This window comes from Streptomyces sp. NPDC023527 (genome assembly GCF_055560115.1).
On sequence record NZ_JBVHJJ010000001.1, the window covers coordinates 270,217 to 285,542 of the forward strand.

Below are 15,326 nucleotides of genomic sequence, written 5' to 3' on the forward strand. Positions count from 1 at the left end.
CCGGAATCCGGCAAGGAGAAGCGGCGGAGGCGGGCGGGACCTGCGAGGCTGAGGAGACGGAGAAGGAGAAGCGGGCGTGGAGGGACAGGGCTCCCGGAGCTGGGACGTGTTCCTCAGCTACAGCCGCGGCGACGCCCACCGCGTCGCACCGCTCCGCGAGCGCCTGCTCGCCTCCGGTCTGGACGTCTTCGTCGACGAGGTCACGGTCGCGGGTTTCGCGGGCATCAGCGACGCCATCCGTGACGGGCTGGCCCGCTCCAAGGCGCTGCTGGCCTGCTATTCCGCGGCGTACCCGGAGCGGCAGGCGTGTCAGTGGGAGCTGACGGCCGCGTATCTGGCCGGGCTGCGCGAGGGCGATCCGCGCCGCCGCGTCATGGTCGTCAACCCCGAGCCGACCGCCGATCACATCCACCCCGTCGAGCTGCGCGACGCCAAGCACTGGGCGCTGCCGGACGGCGCGGTGGCGCTGGACGCCCTCATCGCGGACGTACGGGCCCACGTCTCCGCCCTGGCGGACCCCATCGGGCCCCCGGAGACGCCGCCCGCCGCCCACTGGCTGCCGGGCCCGGCGCCCTCGCCCGCCCCGGCGTTCACGGGCCGGCTGCCGGATCTGTGGCAGGTGCACAGTTCCCTGCACCGCCACGCCGCGCCGCTCACCACCGGCCACAGTGCCGCGCGTCCGGTGCAGATCCGCGGCATGGCGGGCATCGGGAAGACGCTGCTCGCCCAGGAGTACGCGACCCGTTTCGCCGCGGCCTATCCCGGCGGCATCCACTGGCTCGCCCGCGACGCGGCGGGCGCCGGCGACCTGTACGGGACGGCCGCGCCATACGGCCCGTACGAGCCCTACGAGAAGAGCCTGCGCGCCCTCGCCGCGGCGCACGGGCTGCCGCGCGGAGGGTCTCCGGAGGAGGTGGCCGGCCGGCTCGGGGACCGCCTCGCGTCCATCGGCGAACCGTTCCTGTGGATCGTCGACGACCTCTCCGACCAGCTCACCGCCCACCAGGTCGCCCGCCTGTGCGCGCCCCATCCGCTGGGCCGCACACTGCTGACCACGCGCAGCCGCCGGTACGACGCGCTCGCCACGCCCGTCGAGCCGGGGCCGCTCGGGCCCGAGGAGTCGTACGCGCTGCTCACCCACGCCGCCACCCCCGGCGGGCCGGAGGAGCGCGCGGCGGCCGAGGCGTTGTGCGCGGCCGTCGCCGGGCATCCGCTGGCGCTGGACCTGCTGTCGTCGGCCACCGCCGACGGCTACACCACCCTGCACGACCGCTTCCACACCCCGGGGCGCTCCCTCCTCGACGTCCTCGCGCGCGGCCGTGTCCTGCCGACCGGCTATCCCGCCGAGGTGACGGCCGCGCTGGTCCGGGACGTGCCGGCGGCCGGGCCGTGCGCCATGGACGTGCTGCGCCTCGCGGCGGCATTCTCGCCGACGCCGCTGACCAGGGACGACGCGGTACGAGCCCTGTCGTCGGCAGCCACCGTCCCCGATATCGCCACGGCCCGCCGCCTCGACTCCGGCATCGCCGAACTCCGCGGCCGCAGCCTCCTCGCCCCCGCCGGAACCCGCTCCTGGTCGGCGCACCCGCTGCTGATCCACGCCTGGTCGCGCCACGACCCCGAACCGGCGCGGGCCGAACGGCTGCGCCACGCCGTGCTGCGGACGCTGCGCACCTCCTACGGCACTACGCTGGGCCGCGTCGGAGCCCGCCCCGGCACCGCCGGCACGTCCACCGGCACGAGGGAGCCGCAGATGAAGCCGCACATGCCCGCGCAGCGGGACGCCGCGCCCAGCGAGCTGGAGCGCATGGCCGCCTTCGACCTCCAGGTCGAACTGGCCACCCGGATCGGCGTCCAGGAGCTCGCCCCCGGCGCCGGCAGCCTGCGCGAGGCGCTCGCCTCGCTGCACGCGATGTTCGAGTTCACGCGCACCACCTTGCGGCAGTACAGCATCAACCTGGCCGACCAGCCGGCTCCCAAGGGCACCCGGACCGTCCACAGCATCGCCGACGACCTGCTCAACCGCACCCTGCGCCCGTTCACCAGCGAGTGGCACACCCGGCTCGCCGCCCATGAGGCCGTGCGCCCCGACGGTACGAGCCCGGTGGCCCACGAACAGTCCTGGCCGGACGCACCGGCCATGCGCACCGCCCTCGCCGGCCTCCGCGAGCCCCTGCTGCGCATCGTCGGCGAGCTCGCGGACATCTCGGGCGCCGACTTCGGCCTCCCCGCGGCGAGCTAGGGCTTGCGCCGGGTGTCCCTGACCGGTTCGTACGGGGGGACGTCGCGGCCCGGCTGGTAGTGGGGTCCCTGCCGGATGTGCCGGATGACCAGGGCCAGGTCCACGGCGGTGACCACGACCAGCACCGCGCAGGCGATCGCCCACCCAGGGTGCCCGGCCCAGGCGAAGAGCACCGTCCCGGCAACCGCCCAGACCAGCCCCCAAGCGGCCAGCCCACACCGCAGCCGCAGGGGACTCCGGGCCGTCGCCGGTTCACTGCCTGTACGCATGGCGCACCATCTCCCACTACCAGGAAACACCTCTCCGGTCGCGGGGGCAGGCATGGCGGGGAGCCGTCGTCAGCGCTCCCGGAGCGGCCCAGGACGGGCGGCCCAGCCGCTTCCACGGCCGCCGCTCAGATCAGGCGCTGGATCTCGCCCCGGACGCGGTAGAAGCCGGACGACGGGGACAAGGCGTCCACCACGTACCGCGCCCCCGGCTGACGTATGTGGCGGGGGAACTGGACGTTCCAGGCGGGGTCGTAGCCGGGGGTGACGACGTGGACGCGGAGACGGCCGGATTCCTGGACGCATTCGACGACGATGCCGGTCGTGGGGGCCGAGGCGGTGGTGACAGTGCGGACCGTGGTGGCCGGGGTGTAGGTGGGGACGGCGGCGGCGGACTTGATGTCGAGGGGGACGGGGACCGTGCCGGAGCGGGCGGCCGCGATGGCCTGTTCGCTCGCGTCGACGCAGACCAGGGAGCCGTCCGTGGTGACCATGTAGAGCTTCTCGTCGCGGTACTGCATGGACAGCGCCGAGCCGCCGCCCGTGCCGAGCTTCCACAGGCGGGTGCCGTCGGCGGCGAAGCAGTAGATGGACGAGGCGGAGTCGCCCGCGAAGACGTAGCGGCCGCCGGGGGCGGTGGCGCAGGAGTAGACCACGCTGTCGCAGGGGTACGTGGCCTCGACGCGGCCGGTGGTCTTCGACAGGCGCTGGACGACGCGGCGGTTGGTGCCCGCGTAGACGGAGTGGTCCTCCTGCCAGCCGAAGAGCACCGCGCCGGTGGTCGGGGTGTGCCACAGCTCGCCGGTGCCGTCGGGGGCGTAGGCGGTGACGCCCTCGCTGTGGCCGTGGTAGACCGCGTGGGCGTCGCGGCGGACCATCCACGCGTGCGCGCCCGCGCTTCTGCGCGACCACTGGTGCTCGTCCTCGTGGTCGATGACGGTCAGGCCGCCGTTCCGGTCGGCGACGTCGAGGACGCCGTCGTGGATGTCGAGCCAGAAGATGTCGACGTCGGAGGCGATCTCGTAGGCGGCGAAGGGGAGCTTGGAGGAGAGGTCGTAGACGGTCCCGTCGTCGCACCCGGCGTAGATCCAGAAGTCGTCGGCCACCAGGCACTTGACGCCGTCCGGCAGCTGATAGCGGGCCAGCACCTCGCCGTCGTGGCCCAGGGTGTAGACGTCGCCGGACTGGTTGCCCACCCAGCAGCGGTCCTCGTCGATGTGGATGCCGAAGGCGGAGGAGCCGGTGCCGAACCGCCACAGCACGGGGGCGACGGCCCGCGCCGTCGAGGGCGCCGAGGTGACCTGACGGCGCGTCACCGCGCGGGCGGCGCGCCCGCCGGGCACGGCCGGGGCGTAGCCCTTGCGCACCTTCTCGCCGACCTTCTTCGCCGCGGCCGCCCGCGCCTTCTCGACGGTCGGGAAGGTGGAGGTCTGAGCCTGGCCCGCCGCCCCGATCCGCCCGTAACGCACCGAGACGGTCGTGCCGTCGACCGTCACCTCATAGAACTTGTGCGCACCGCCGCCATCCTGGGACAGCTCCAGATACGTCGTGTTCGCAGACATGGCAAAGCCCCTCTCCCCTCGGCCGCGGTGGCCGATCTCCACTGACGGGAACGCTAGGGGCTGCCACTGACAATCGGCCCTCGGCGCCGGTGCGCCGAGGCCGTCGCGGGTCAGAACAGGGGCTGCGGAAGCACCCCTTCGAGGGACAGCAGGGCCCGCTTGACCTCCAGCCCGCTGCCGAATCCGCCCAGGCCACCGCCGCTTTCGACGACGCGGTGGCAGGGCACGACGATCGGCAGCGGATTGCTGCCCATGGCCGTGCCCACGGCGCGGGCCGCGCCGGGCTCGCCGACGCGGTCGGCCAGGTCCTGATAGCTGACCACGGAGCCGTACGGGACGTGGGCGGCCAGCTCGCGCAGCACCTCGCGGTTGAACCCGGCGGTCAGCGACCAGTCCAGCGGTACGGAGAACGTCTCCCGGCGGCCGGCGAAATAGGCCGCCAGTTCCGCCGACGCCTCGGCCAGCAGGTCATGGGAGGCGGAAGGGCTCGCCCCGGGGCCGGTGCCCAGGCGCCGGGTGAGGCGGTCGACCATGCTGTCCATGATGGTCCGGTCGGCGCACAGGGCGACCTCCAGGAGCCCTCTGGGCGTCGCCGCGAGGCCCACGGGGCCTATGGAGGAGTCGATCGTCGTCCACGCCCACCCCTGCGGCCGGGGCGGCGGGGTCCGTTCGGTGTCCGTCACACGATCAGCGTAGGGCGTCCCCCGCCCCGGCGGCCATGGACGTACGCGGCCGCCCGGCCAGCGCCGCCTCCACCACGTGCGCGGCGTTGCTGATGATGCCGTCCACCCCCATCCGGGCGAGCTCCACGGCCCGGTCGCCGTCGTCGACGGTCCACGCCGAGATCTCCAGCGGCCTGCCGTGCGGGCCCTTCACCGCGTGGACGGACCGGACCCACGCGGCGGTGACGCCGCGGTGGCTGGGGTTGATCTGATCGGCGAACTTCGCGTACGAGCCGAGCTCCGCCGGTTTCGGCGCGCCCAGGAAGCCCGTCTTCACGTCCGGGCGCAGGCCGTGGAAGGTCTTGAGGAAGTCCGCGTTGAAACTCTGGACGATCAGATCGCGCTGGACGTGGTCCCGGTCGAGCCACCCGGCGCGGCGCAGCTCGGTCAGCAGCTGCCGCTCGATGCCCGGGTAGAGCTCGGGGGCCTTGGCCTCCAGCAGCAGCTTCTGGTGGTTGCGGTCGACGCGCTGGAGGTAGCGCTTGAGCGTCGGCACCCGCTCGCCGGCGAACCTGCGGTCGTACCAGCTCCCCGCGTCGAGCTTCTCGATCTCCGCGAGGGTGAAGTCCGCGATCTTCCAGGGCGCCCGGCCGGGGTAGCGCTTCTTGGCGTCGGTGGTCCGTTCCAGGGTGGTGTCGTGCATGACGACCAGAACGCCGTCCTTGGTGCGCTGCACGTCGTTCTCGACCCAGCGGGTGCCGAGCCGGGCGGCTCTGTCGATCGAGGCCAGGGTGTTCTCCGGCGCCTCGGCCGGCACCCCGCGGTGGCCGATGGCGACCGGGGTGTGCGTCCGCGCGGCGGCGTGTGCGGCGGCGTGGACGGGGGGAGTGGCGAGGGTGATCGTGGACAGACCGAGCAACGCGCTGGTCACGGCGGAGACGGGGCGGATGCGCATTCGGGCTCCTCGCGGCGTCTGGACACGGCGGGACCGCGGACGCGGTCGCGTCACGGTCCCCGGTGTACGGGAAGGGGCTGCACCACACAAGTACGCGATGGCGATGGGCGCGGCACGCGGAGCCGCGCGACCTTTGCCGGTTCTTCGCCCTGCGTTCGCCCGGGAAACGGGGGCGGAACGGCCGGCGCCCGACGGTTGTCAGTGGTGAGCCGTACGGTGGTTCCATGCGGCCCGTATCGAAGATCGAACGCAAGGTGGCGCCTTTCGAGGTCGTCAGCCCCTTCCAGCCCAGCGGTGACCAGCCCACCGCCATCGCCGAGCTGGAACGGCGCATTCGCGCAGGTGAGAAGGATGTCGTCCTGCTGGGTGCGACCGGCACCGGCAAGTCGGCGACCACCGCGTGGATGATCGAGAAGCTCCAGCGGCCGACGCTCGTGATGGCGCCGAACAAGACGCTCGCGGCCCAGCTCGCCAATGAGTTCCGCGAGCTGCTGCCCAATAACGCCGTCGAATACTTTGTGTCGTACTACGACTACTACCAGCCCGAGGCGTACGTCCCCCAGTCGGACACGTACATCGAGAAGGACTCCTCGATCAACGAGGAGGTCGAGCGGCTGCGCCACTCCGCCACGAATTCGCTGCTCACCCGGCGTGATGTCGTCGTGGTCGCCTCGGTGTCCTGCATCTACGGCCTCGGCACCCCGCAGGAGTACGTGGACCGCATGGTGCCGCTCAAGGTCGGCCAGGAGTTCGACCGCGACCAGCTGCTGCGCCGCTTCGTGGAGATCCAGTACACCCGTAACGACCTGGCCTTCACCCGGGGCACCTTCCGGGTGCGCGGCGACACCATCGAGATCTTCCCGGTCTACGAGGAGCTCGCCGTACGGATCGAGATGTTCGGCGACGAGATCGAGGCGCTCTCCACGCTCCACCCGCTCACCGGCGAGGTCATCTCCGACGACCAGGAGCTCTACGTCTTCCCCGCCAGCCACTACATCGCGGGCGCCGAGCGCATGGAGAAGGCCATCGCGGGGATCGAGGCCGAGCTGGAGGAGACCCTCGCCCGCATGGAGAAGCAGGGCAAGCTCCTGGAGGCCCAGCGGCTGCGCATGCGCACCACGTACGACATCGAGATGATGCGTCAGATCGGCTCCTGCTCCGGCATCGAGAACTACTCGCTGCACATGGACGACCGTGAGCCCGGCTCGCCGCCCAACACCCTGCTGGACTATTTCCCGGAGGACTTCCTCCTCGTCATCGACGAGTCGCACGTCACCGTCCCGCAGATCGGCGCCATGTACGAGGGCGACGCCTCCCGCAAGCGCACGCTCGTCGAGCACGGCTTCCGGTTGCCGTCGGCCATGGACAACCGGCCGCTGAAGTGGGAGGAGTTCACCGAGCGCATCGGGCAGACGGTCTACCTCTCCGCGACCCCGGGGAAGTACGAGCTCTCCCGCGGCGACGGCTTCGTCGAGCAGATCATCCGGCCCACCGGCCTCGTCGACCCCCAGGTCGTCGTGAAGCCGACCGAGGGCCAGATCGACGACCTGGTGCACGAGATCCGTACGCGCACGGAGAAGGACGAGCGCGTCCTGGTCACCACCCTCACCAAGAAGATGGCCGAGGACCTCACCGACTACTTCCTGGAGCTGGGCATCCAGGTGCGGTATCTGCACAGCGACGTCGACACGCTGCGCCGCATCGAGCTGCTGCGCGAGCTGCGCGCCGGTGAGTACGACGTGCTGGTCGGCATCAACCTGCTGCGCGAGGGCCTCGACCTTCCCGAGGTGTCCCTGGTCGCCATCCTGGACGCCGACAAGGAGGGGTTCCTGCGGTCGGGGACGTCCCTGATCCAGACCATCGGCCGTGCGGCGCGCAATGTCTCCGGACAGGTCCATATGTACGCCGACAAGGTCACCCCGGCGATGGAGAAGGCCATCGAGGAGACCAACCGCCGTCGCGAGAAGCAGATCGCGTACAACAAGGAGCGGGGCATCGACCCCCAGCCGCTGCGGAAGAAGATCGGTGACATCGTCGCCTCGCTCGCCCGCGAGGAGATCGACACCCAGGAGCTCCTGGGCACGGGCTACCGGGAGGGCAAGGGGAAGGCGCCCGTGCCCACGGCGGCCGCGGGTGGGGCCGCGACGAAGGGCAAGGGCAAGGCGAAGGCCGTGGTGGCCACGGACCGTCCCGCGGCGGAACTGGCCCAGCTCATCGAGGACATGACCGACCGTATGCGGGCCGCCGCGGCGGAGCTGCAGTTCGAGGTCGCGGCCCGGTTGCGGGACGAGGTCGGCGAGCTGAAGAAGGAGCTGCGGCAGATGAAGGAGGTCGGGCTCGCCTGACGGCGGGCGCCGCTCCTTCGCGGAAGCGCCCTGGCATGTTGCAAGACCGCCACAAATCCCGCCCGGGTGCATGCGCGCCCGACGGCAGTGCATAGGGTCGTTCGAGGAGGCCGTGCGGACGCGCGGTCACGGGGAAGAAAGAACGAGAAGGGACTGCGCGTGACGGTCAACTTGTCCAAGGGTCAGGGCATCAGCCTGCAGAAGGCCGACGGGGGAACCCTGACCGCGGTGCGGATGGGGCTCGGCTGGCAGTCGGCCCGCCGCCGCGGACTGTTCGGGTCGCGCACGAAGGAGATCGACCTCGACGCGTCGGCGGTGCTCTTCGCCGGTGACCAGCCGGTGGACGTGGTCTTCTTCCGCCACCTGGTCAGCGACGACGGGTCCGTGCGGCACACCGGTGACAACCTCGTCGGCGGCGCCGGCACCGGCGGCGACGACGAGGCGATCCTCGTCGACCTCCAGCGCGTTCCCGTGCACATCGACCAGATCGTCTTCACGGTGAACTCCTTCACCGGCCAGACGTTCGCGGAGGTGCAGAACGCCTTCTGCCGCCTCGTCGACGAGACCAACGGCCAGGAGCTGGCCCGCTACACCCTCGACGGCGGCGGCCAGTACACCGCGCAGATCATGGCGAAGGTGCACCGGGCGGGCGCCGGCTGGCAGATGACCGCGATCGGCACCCCCTCCAACGGCCGGACGTTCCAGGACCTCATGCCGGCGATCCTGCCGAGCCTGTAGGGCTCGACGGCGCACGCGCGCAAGGACGGACCGGGCCCGGCGGAGACTGTCTCCGCCGGGCCCGCGCGCGCGAAGGATCAGCAGCACGACAAGCACGACACGCACGGCGAGAAACACACAACAAGGGGGCGCAGGGATGACGGCCGAGCTGGTGCGGGGACAGAACCACCCGCTGTCGCAGACCCGTCTGGAGATCCGGATCTCGGCGGATGAGCCGATCGTGGCGGGAGCCACCCTCGGTGACGCCGACGGCAAGGTCGCCGGTCCCGAGTGGGTCGTCCACCCCGCCTCGCACCGGCTCCCCGGCCTGGAGGTGTCCCGGCAGGCCGCGGCCGAACACCGGCTGGCCGTCGACCTGGACGCCCTTCCGGAGTCCGCGTACCACGTCAATGTGCTGCTCGCCCTGCCGGACGGCGCCGGCGGACCGGCGCGCTTCGGTGCCATGGCCGCGCCGTTCGTCGCCGTCACCGGCCTCGACGGCACCGAGGTCGCCAGCTACACCGTGACCGACCTCGACTCCGAGTCGGCCGTGGTCGCGGTGGAGCTCTACCGCAGGCAGGGCGCCTGGAAGGTGCGCGCCGTCGGTCAGGGGTACGCGGGCGGCCTCGCCGCGATGCTGCTCGACCAGGGGCTCGTCGACGCGGCCGCCATGGCGACGGCCATCAACGAGGCGGTCACCCAGCGCATGGCCCGGTCGGTCGCGCCGCCGCGCCCGCGCCCCGCCGGCGGCAGCGAAGCCGACGGCCGCCGGACGGCGCCCGTCGGCGGCGGCACCACCGCGGACGCCCGGGCCGCGGGCGATCAGGGCGCGGGCGACCGCGCCGCGGACGGCCGGCCGGGTCCGGCACCCGCCGCCCGGCCTTCCGGCGCCGCCCCCGACCAGCCCCGTCCGCCCGCCCCGGCGGGACCCGTCAGCTATCAGCACCCCGGCCGCCAGACGGCCACCCCGCCGGCCCCGGCGCCCGCCGTGCCGCCCGCCGAGCCCGGGCAGCCGCCGCGGCCCGTGGCGGGCGACGCCACCGGCTGGACGATGGACGAGCGGCTCTACAACCAGGTGTGGGGCATGTTCGAGGACCTGGCCCGCTCCACGGCCGCCTACCGCAGTGCGGTCGACTTCGCGGAGTCGCGCCTGGAACGGGAGCTGGACACGGTGCTCTCCGACCCGCGCACCCGCGTCGGACCCGCGGCCGACGCCGCGCGGGAGGAGGCGCGCGCCAAGCGGACGGCCCTCGTCGAGCAGGCCCGTGCCGTGCTCGACCGGGACCTCACCCAGCTCGTCGCCGAGTCCGAGGTCGTCGAGCACGCCCTGCCGCCCGCCTTCGCCCGCTGGGACAGCCCCGTGTGGCAGGGCTACCAGGTGCCGCTGGAGACGCCGATGGCGCTGCGCCTGGGCGACCTGCACCTGCCGGAGCGCACCGATCTGCGGATCCCCATGCTGGTGCGGCTGCCGCTGGAGCGCGGCCTGTGGATCGACAGCGGACGGTCGTCCGGCTCGTCGGCGGCCCTGGTGGACTCCTCCGAGCTGCGCCGGCTCGCCATGGACGCCGCCGTCGCGATCGCCGCACGCCTGCTGGCCGTCTACCCGGTCGGCGACTTCACGCTGCACGTCATGGACCCCGCCGGGTCCGCGGGCACCTCGCTGGCGCCGCTGCTGGGGTCCGGGGCGCTGCGGGAGCCCCCGGCCGCCGGTGCGCAGGGTGTGACCGCGCTGCTGGAGCGGCTGACCAAGCGCGTGGACCTGGTGCAGATGGCGGTCCGCAGCGGTGCCGTCGACTCGCTGCCGCCGGACCTCGACACGGCCGAACAGCTGCTCATCGTCAATGACTTCCCGCACGGTTTCGACGACCGTGCCGTGACGCAGCTGCGCTATCTCGCGGACGAGGGGCCGTCCGTGGGGGTGCATCTGATGATGGTCGCCGACCGCGAGGACGCCCGCGCGTACGGGCCGGTCCTGGACCCGCTGTGGCGGGCCCTGCTGAGGGTCACGCCGGTGCCGGACGACCACCTGGCCGACCCCTGGGTCGGGCACGCCTGGACGTACGAGCCGTCGCTGGCGCCCGCCGGGAGCGATGTGCTGGGGCAGGTGCTCCGGCGGGTCGGGCAGGCGCGTCAGGCGTACGGCATCTGAGTCCGGCGGGCCGGATCCGGCTGGCTCCGGCCCGCGTCGACCGGCACCCCTCATAACCCCTGGCCAGGGCTTTTGGGGATTCCTTTACCGTTCCTTGGGTCTTCCTGTACTGTTTTTGGTGCGGAGGCGTCCCGAGATGTATCCGGGGCTCCTCCGGCAGCGACGACGCTGGCAGTTGCCGTACGAGTGCCGGAGGACCCCATGGACGTCTCCTTGACCCTGTGGGCGCTGACCATTCTCGGTCTGTGCGCCCTCGTCACCGCCGACTTCTTCATCGGCGGGCGCAAGCCGCACGAGGTCTCCCTCAAGGAGGCCGGCGTCTGGACCGCCGTCTGGGTGGCCCTGGCCGGACTCTTCGGGCTGGGGCTGCTGGTCTTCGGCGGCGGCCGGCCCGCCGGTGAGTTCTTCGCGGGCTTCATCACCGAGAAGTCGCTCAGCGTCGACAACCTCTTCGTCTTCGTCCTCATCATGGCGAAGTTCGCGGTTCCGCCGATATGCCAGCAGCGCGTCCTGATGGTCGGGGTGCTCATCGCCCTCGTCCTGCGGGCCGTCTTCATCGGCGCGGGCGCGGCGATCATCGCCAACTTCGCCTGGATCTTCTACATTTTCGGCGCCTTCCTCATCTGGACCGCCTGGAAGCTCATCCAGGAGGCGCGCGCCGACGAAGAGGAGGAGTTCGAGGAGAACCGCTTCCTGAAGATGGTCGAGAAGCGCTTCCCTTCGACCGACCGCTACCACGGCACCAAGCTGTTCGTCATCGAGAACGGCAAGCGCCTGATGACCCCGATGCTGATCGTCATGCTGGCGATCGGCACCACCGACGTCCTCTTCGCGCTGGACTCGATACCCGCGATCTTCGGCCTCACCCAGGACCCGTACATCGTCTTCACCGCCAACGCCTTCGCCCTCATGGGCCTGCGCCAGCTGTACTTCCTGATAGGCGGCCTGCTGAAGAAGCTGGTCCACCTCTCGTACGGCCTGTCGGTCATCCTCGGCTTCATCGGCGTCAAGCTGGTGCTGCACGCCCTGCACGAGAACGGCGTGCCGGTCCCGGAGATCAGCATCCCGGTCTCGCTCGGTGTCATCTGCGCGGTGCTGGTCATCACCACCGTCACCAGCCTCCGGGCCTCGAAGAAGCAGGCGGCCGCCGAGGCCGCCGCGCTCGGCGACGGCCCCCACGACGGCCAGGACGACCCGCGCGGCGTGACCAGCGGCACCCGGGCCTGACGCCCGACCGCCGTGCCGACCGCCCGGCCTCAGGCGGGCGCGCCCTCGGCGAGGGGTCCGGCGGCGGTCGAGGGACGGGTCTCGGGAAGCAGCGCGAAGCACCCGAGGCTAAGCAGGGCGACGGCGGTCAGATAGACGGCCACGCCCCAGGGCGGGCCGCCACCCCGGGACACGGCGGTCGCGACGAGCGGGGTGACGGCGCCGCCCAGCACCCCGGCCAGGTTGTAGCCGACGGCCGCGCCCGTGCAGCGCACCCGGGGCTCGTACAGCTCGGGCAGATACGCCGCGACGACGGCGAACATCGTGACGAAGGCCAGCATCCCGACCGTGAAGCCCAGCAGCATCCACACCGGACGCCCGGTGTGCAGGAGGGCGATCAGCGGAACCATCCACAGCGCCATCGCCACGCCGCCGACCAGGCACAGCGGGCGGCGCCCCCAGCGGTCGCCCAGGTAGGCGAGCGGCGGTGTGGCCACGCCCGAGACGGCGATCGCCGCCATGATGCAGCCGAGCATGACCGTACGGTCCACGCCGAGCCTCTCGGTGGCGTAGGCGAGGGACCACGTCGTGATCGTGTAGTAGACGGCGTAGCCGATGGAGAGCCCGCCGGCGGTCAGCAGGACCAGCCGCCAGTGGCCGCGGACGACCTCGGCGAGGGGGACGTCGGCGACGTCGCCCCGGTCGGCCAGCTCGCGGAACTCCGGGGTCTCCGTGAGCCGGGCGCGCAGCAGCAGCCCGCCCACGGCCAGGACGCCCGCGAACCAGAAGGGCACGCGCCAGCCCCAGGACAGGAACTGCTCGTCGGTGAGCGTGGCGGACAGGGTGAGGGTGATGCCGTTCGCGAGCAGGAAGCCCACCGACGGTCCGACCTGCGGGAAGCTCGACCACAGGACGCGGTGGCGGGCGGGGGCGTGTTCGGCGGTCAGCAGCACCGCGCCGCCCCATTCGCCGCCGAGCCCCAGCCCCTGGGCGAAGCGCAGGACCAGCAGCAGGCAGGGCGCCGCGATGCCGATGCTGTCGTAGGCCGGTACGAGGCCGACGGCCACGGTCGCGAGCCCCGTCAGCAGCAGTGACATGATCAGGACCGGCCGCCGCCCGCGCCGGTCGCCGATGTGCCCGAAGAGCACCGAGCCGAGGGGGCGGGCGAGGAAGCCGACCCCGAAGGTCCCGAAGGCGGCGAGGGTGCCCATGAGCGGTGAGACGGTCGGGAAGTAGAGCCGGCCGAGGACGAGCGCGGCGGCGGTGCCGTAGACGAAGAAGTCGTAGAACTCGATGGCGGTGCCCGCCAGGGACGCGGTTGCCAGGCGGAGCATGCCGGTAGGGCGGTCACCCGGTGAACGGTCGCGTTGCATGTAACGCCCAACTTCCGGTGGGCAGGGAAGGAAACGGGGCGTGCGGAGGTGCGACCGGGGGCGTGCGGGGAGATCGCCGACGGGCCGTCGTACGGGATCGCGCCACCGCCTGCGGGCGGCGCCCGGGGCGGCGTCCAGGAAGGTCGCGAAAAAAATTACGAGTGAGGGCTTGCGGTCCCTTTGGGGCGGAGTATGGTGGTTTGTAGAGGCCGCCACACCCGGAGTTTGAGTGGGACGGCCTCACTGATGTCCGGACCCGCCGCAGCGGCCGGAGCAGAGCGGAACGGGCGCCCAGGGCGCCCGTTTTTTCATGCCCGCAGGCCTCTCTCCGCAGGCCCCGCGCAGGTCACCAGCCGCGTTCGCGCCACTCCGCGAGGTGCGGGCGCTCGGCGCCCAGTGTGGTGTCCGAGCCGTGTCCCGGGTAGACCCAGGTCTCGTCCGGAAGCCGCCCGAAGAGCTTGGTCTCGACGTCGTGCAGCAGGTCGGCGAAGGCCTTGGGGTCGTCGTGGGTGTTGCCGACGCCGCCCGGGAAGAGGCAGTCCCCGGTGAAGAGGTGGGGGTGGCCGTGTGGGTCGTCGTAGACCAGGGCGATGCTGCCCGGTGTGTGACCGGTCAGGTGCCGGGCGGTGAGCTCGACCCGGCCGACGCGGAGGGTGTCGCCGTCCTCCACGAGCACGTCCGTCGGTACGGGAATCCCCTCGGCGTCGTAACGGCCCGCGTAGGTGCGCGCGCCGGTGGCGTCCACGATCTCGCGCAGGGCGCCCCAGTGGTCGGGGTGCTGGTGCGTGGTCACGACCGAGGTGATCCCGCTGTCCCCGATCAGGCTGAGCAGGGTGTGGGGCTCGGCGGCGGCGTCGATCAGCAACTGCTCGTCCGTCGCGCGACAGCGCAACAGATAGGCGTTGTTGTCCATGGGGCCGACCGCGACCTTCGAGATCATCAGGTCCGTCAGCTCGTGCACGTCCGCCGGTCCGCCGACCTTCACCGCTCCGCTGTACGTCATGATCCCAGCCTATAGCGGGGGGAGCGGCCGCAGGGCGGCTCCGTCGGCCTGCAGTGTCGCCCCTCCGTCGCCTCGCCCGGCGAGCCAGCCCAGCAGGTCGGCCCGGGGGCCGGTGACGGTGACCGGGGTGCCGTCGGGGCGGCCCGTGTGCCACTGCCGGCCGTCGTCGGCGGCGAGCGTGTAGGCGGGCAGGTCGGGGTGGCCCGAGAAGCGCTCGGCGAGGAAGGCGATCTCCCGGTCGGTGAACTCCTCCGGCAGGTCGTCCAGTTCGTAGCCGATGTCCAGGTCGACGTGGTGCAGTCGGACCTCGACGAGGCGGCGGAAGGGGACGCGGGCGGCGGAGTCGGTCACGCCGTTGCGCAGGGTGACGGTGCGGTTCCAGTCGGCGGGTGCGTCGGAGGTCCGCAGGAAGCGGGCGGCGCTGTCGCGCAGGTCGGCGAGCTGGAGGTCGAGCGGGCGGAAGGCGTCCCGTTCGATGTCGGCGTCGCGGGCCTCGGCGCTCTCGTACATGGGGCGGCCCTCCAACACGTTCACCAGGGCGTCCGCGTTGCGCGCGAGGTGGGCGAGGAGGTGGCCTCGGGTCCAGCCGGGCAGCCGTGACGGTTCGGAGACCGCGGCGTTGTCCAGTTTGCCGAGGGCGGAGAGCAGCTGGTCGGTTGCCTCACGTACAGAGTTCAGGTCGTGCACATGATCGATCATGTGCCGACGATAGCGCCGCCACTCGTCCGGGTGAAGGTGGCTGAGTCCCGCCGTAAATCGAATGTACGTGCTATATGGTCGTGAGTGGCATCACCTACGACATCCGCGCGCCTCTTGATCGGCAGTCCGCTTGTCAGAGGCCCCCCG

Annotated in this window: 12 protein-coding genes; 5 read left to right on the plus strand and 7 right to left on the minus strand. The window is 72.1% G+C overall.

The window, feature by feature from the left end; genetic code table 11:
- Positions 1 to 76 precede the first annotated feature (76 nt).
- Positions 77 to 2,242: a tetratricopeptide repeat protein gene (locus ACZ303_RS01220; RefSeq protein ID WP_467333783.1), complete on the plus strand. Its 2,166-nt coding sequence runs from the start codon at positions 77 to 79 to the stop codon at positions 2,240 to 2,242.
- On the opposite strand, the gene ACZ303_RS01225 is transcribed toward ACZ303_RS01220, so the two are convergent.
- The 4 genes from ACZ303_RS01225 to ACZ303_RS01240 form a co-directional block, all read right to left on the minus strand.
- Positions 2,239 to 2,511 carry a DUF6343 family protein gene (locus ACZ303_RS01225; protein WP_467333785.1) on the minus strand — a complete coding sequence of 91 codons (273 nt, stop codon included), beginning with the start codon at positions 2,509 to 2,511 and terminating at the stop codon, positions 2,239 to 2,241. The two genes, ACZ303_RS01220 and ACZ303_RS01225, sit on opposite strands and share 4 nt — an antisense overlap.
- Positions 2,512 to 2,636: 125 nt before the next feature.
- Complete coding sequence (locus ACZ303_RS01230) at positions 2,637 to 4,070, minus strand: WGR domain-containing protein (protein WP_467333787.1); 1,434 nt, start codon at positions 4,068 to 4,070, stop codon at positions 2,637 to 2,639.
- A 110-nt stretch (positions 4,071 to 4,180) separates the two neighbouring features.
- On the minus strand, positions 4,181 to 4,753 hold the full coding sequence (locus ACZ303_RS01235; protein ID WP_467333789.1) for a methylated-DNA--[protein]-cysteine S-methyltransferase: 573 nt from the start codon (positions 4,751 to 4,753) through the stop codon (positions 4,181 to 4,183).
- Positions 4,754 to 4,757: 4 nt separating this feature from the next.
- Complete coding sequence (locus ACZ303_RS01240; RefSeq protein WP_467333791.1) at positions 4,758 to 5,687, minus strand: glycerophosphodiester phosphodiesterase; 930 nt, start codon at positions 5,685 to 5,687, stop codon at positions 4,758 to 4,760.
- A 224-nt stretch (positions 5,688 to 5,911) separates the two neighbouring features.
- Between ACZ303_RS01240 and uvrB the strand changes: the two genes are divergently transcribed.
- The 4 genes from uvrB to ACZ303_RS01260 all read left to right on the plus strand — a co-directional run bounded on the left by uvrB (position 5,912) and on the right by ACZ303_RS01260 (position 12,125).
- Positions 5,912 to 8,032 carry an excinuclease ABC subunit UvrB gene (uvrB, locus tag ACZ303_RS01245; protein ID WP_467333793.1) on the plus strand — a complete coding sequence of 707 codons (2,121 nt, stop codon included), beginning with the start codon at positions 5,912 to 5,914 and terminating at the stop codon, positions 8,030 to 8,032.
- A gap of 159 nt (positions 8,033 to 8,191) precedes the next feature.
- Positions 8,192 to 8,770, plus strand: a complete 579-nt coding sequence (locus tag ACZ303_RS01250; RefSeq protein WP_467333795.1) for a TerD family protein — start codon at positions 8,192 to 8,194, stop codon at positions 8,768 to 8,770.
- A 136-nt stretch (positions 8,771 to 8,906) separates the two neighbouring features.
- On the plus strand, positions 8,907 to 10,898 hold the full coding sequence (locus ACZ303_RS01255; RefSeq protein ID WP_467333797.1) for a TerD family protein: 1,992 nt from the start codon (positions 8,907 to 8,909) through the stop codon (positions 10,896 to 10,898).
- Positions 10,899 to 11,099: 201 nt separating this feature from the next.
- Positions 11,100 to 12,125, plus strand: a complete 1,026-nt coding sequence (locus tag ACZ303_RS01260; RefSeq protein ID WP_467333798.1) for a TerC family protein — start codon at positions 11,100 to 11,102, stop codon at positions 12,123 to 12,125.
- Positions 12,126 to 12,154: 29 nt separating this feature from the next.
- Here ACZ303_RS01260 and ACZ303_RS01265 read toward each other — a convergent pair whose 3' ends face one another.
- From ACZ303_RS01265 to ACZ303_RS01275, 3 genes are all read right to left on the minus strand, one after another.
- Positions 12,155 to 13,438, minus strand: coding sequence for an MFS transporter (locus ACZ303_RS01265; RefSeq protein WP_467333799.1), 1,284 nt, complete (start codon positions 13,436 to 13,438; stop codon positions 12,155 to 12,157).
- A 385-nt stretch (positions 13,439 to 13,823) separates the two neighbouring features.
- Positions 13,824 to 14,480 carry an MBL fold metallo-hydrolase gene (locus ACZ303_RS01270; RefSeq protein ID WP_467333801.1) on the minus strand — a complete coding sequence of 219 codons (657 nt, stop codon included), beginning with the start codon at positions 14,478 to 14,480 and terminating at the stop codon, positions 13,824 to 13,826.
- 9 nt (positions 14,481 to 14,489) lie between these two features.
- Positions 14,490 to 15,179: a maleylpyruvate isomerase family mycothiol-dependent enzyme gene (locus ACZ303_RS01275; RefSeq protein WP_467333803.1), complete on the minus strand. Its 690-nt coding sequence runs from the start codon at positions 15,177 to 15,179 to the stop codon at positions 14,490 to 14,492.
- Positions 15,180 to 15,326: the final 147 nt, after the last annotated feature.

Coding starts and splice junctions, on each gene's coding strand:
- ACZ303_RS01225 (WP_467333785.1), bottom strand. CDS start 2,511: ATGCGTACAGGCAGTGAACCGGCGACGGCCCGGAGTCCCCTGCGGCTG.
- ACZ303_RS01230 (WP_467333787.1), bottom strand. CDS start 4,070: ATGTCTGCGAACACGACGTATCTGGAGCTGTCCCAGGATGGCGGCGGT.
- ACZ303_RS01260 (WP_467333798.1), top strand. CDS start 11,100: ATGGACGTCTCCTTGACCCTGTGGGCGCTGACCATTCTCGGTCTGTGC.
- ACZ303_RS01265 (WP_467333799.1), bottom strand. CDS start 13,438: ATGCTCCGCCTGGCAACCGCGTCCCTGGCGGGCACCGCCATCGAGTTC.
- ACZ303_RS01255 (WP_467333797.1), top strand. CDS start 8,907: ATGACGGCCGAGCTGGTGCGGGGACAGAACCACCCGCTGTCGCAGACC.
- uvrB (WP_467333793.1), top strand. CDS start 5,912: ATGCGGCCCGTATCGAAGATCGAACGCAAGGTGGCGCCTTTCGAGGTC.
- ACZ303_RS01240 (WP_467333791.1), bottom strand. CDS start 5,687: ATGCGCATCCGCCCCGTCTCCGCCGTGACCAGCGCGTTGCTCGGTCTG.
- ACZ303_RS01275 (WP_467333803.1), bottom strand. CDS start 15,179: ATGATCGATCATGTGCACGACCTGAACTCTGTACGTGAGGCAACCGAC.
- ACZ303_RS01270 (WP_467333801.1), bottom strand. CDS start 14,480: ATGACGTACAGCGGAGCGGTGAAGGTCGGCGGACCGGCGGACGTGCAC.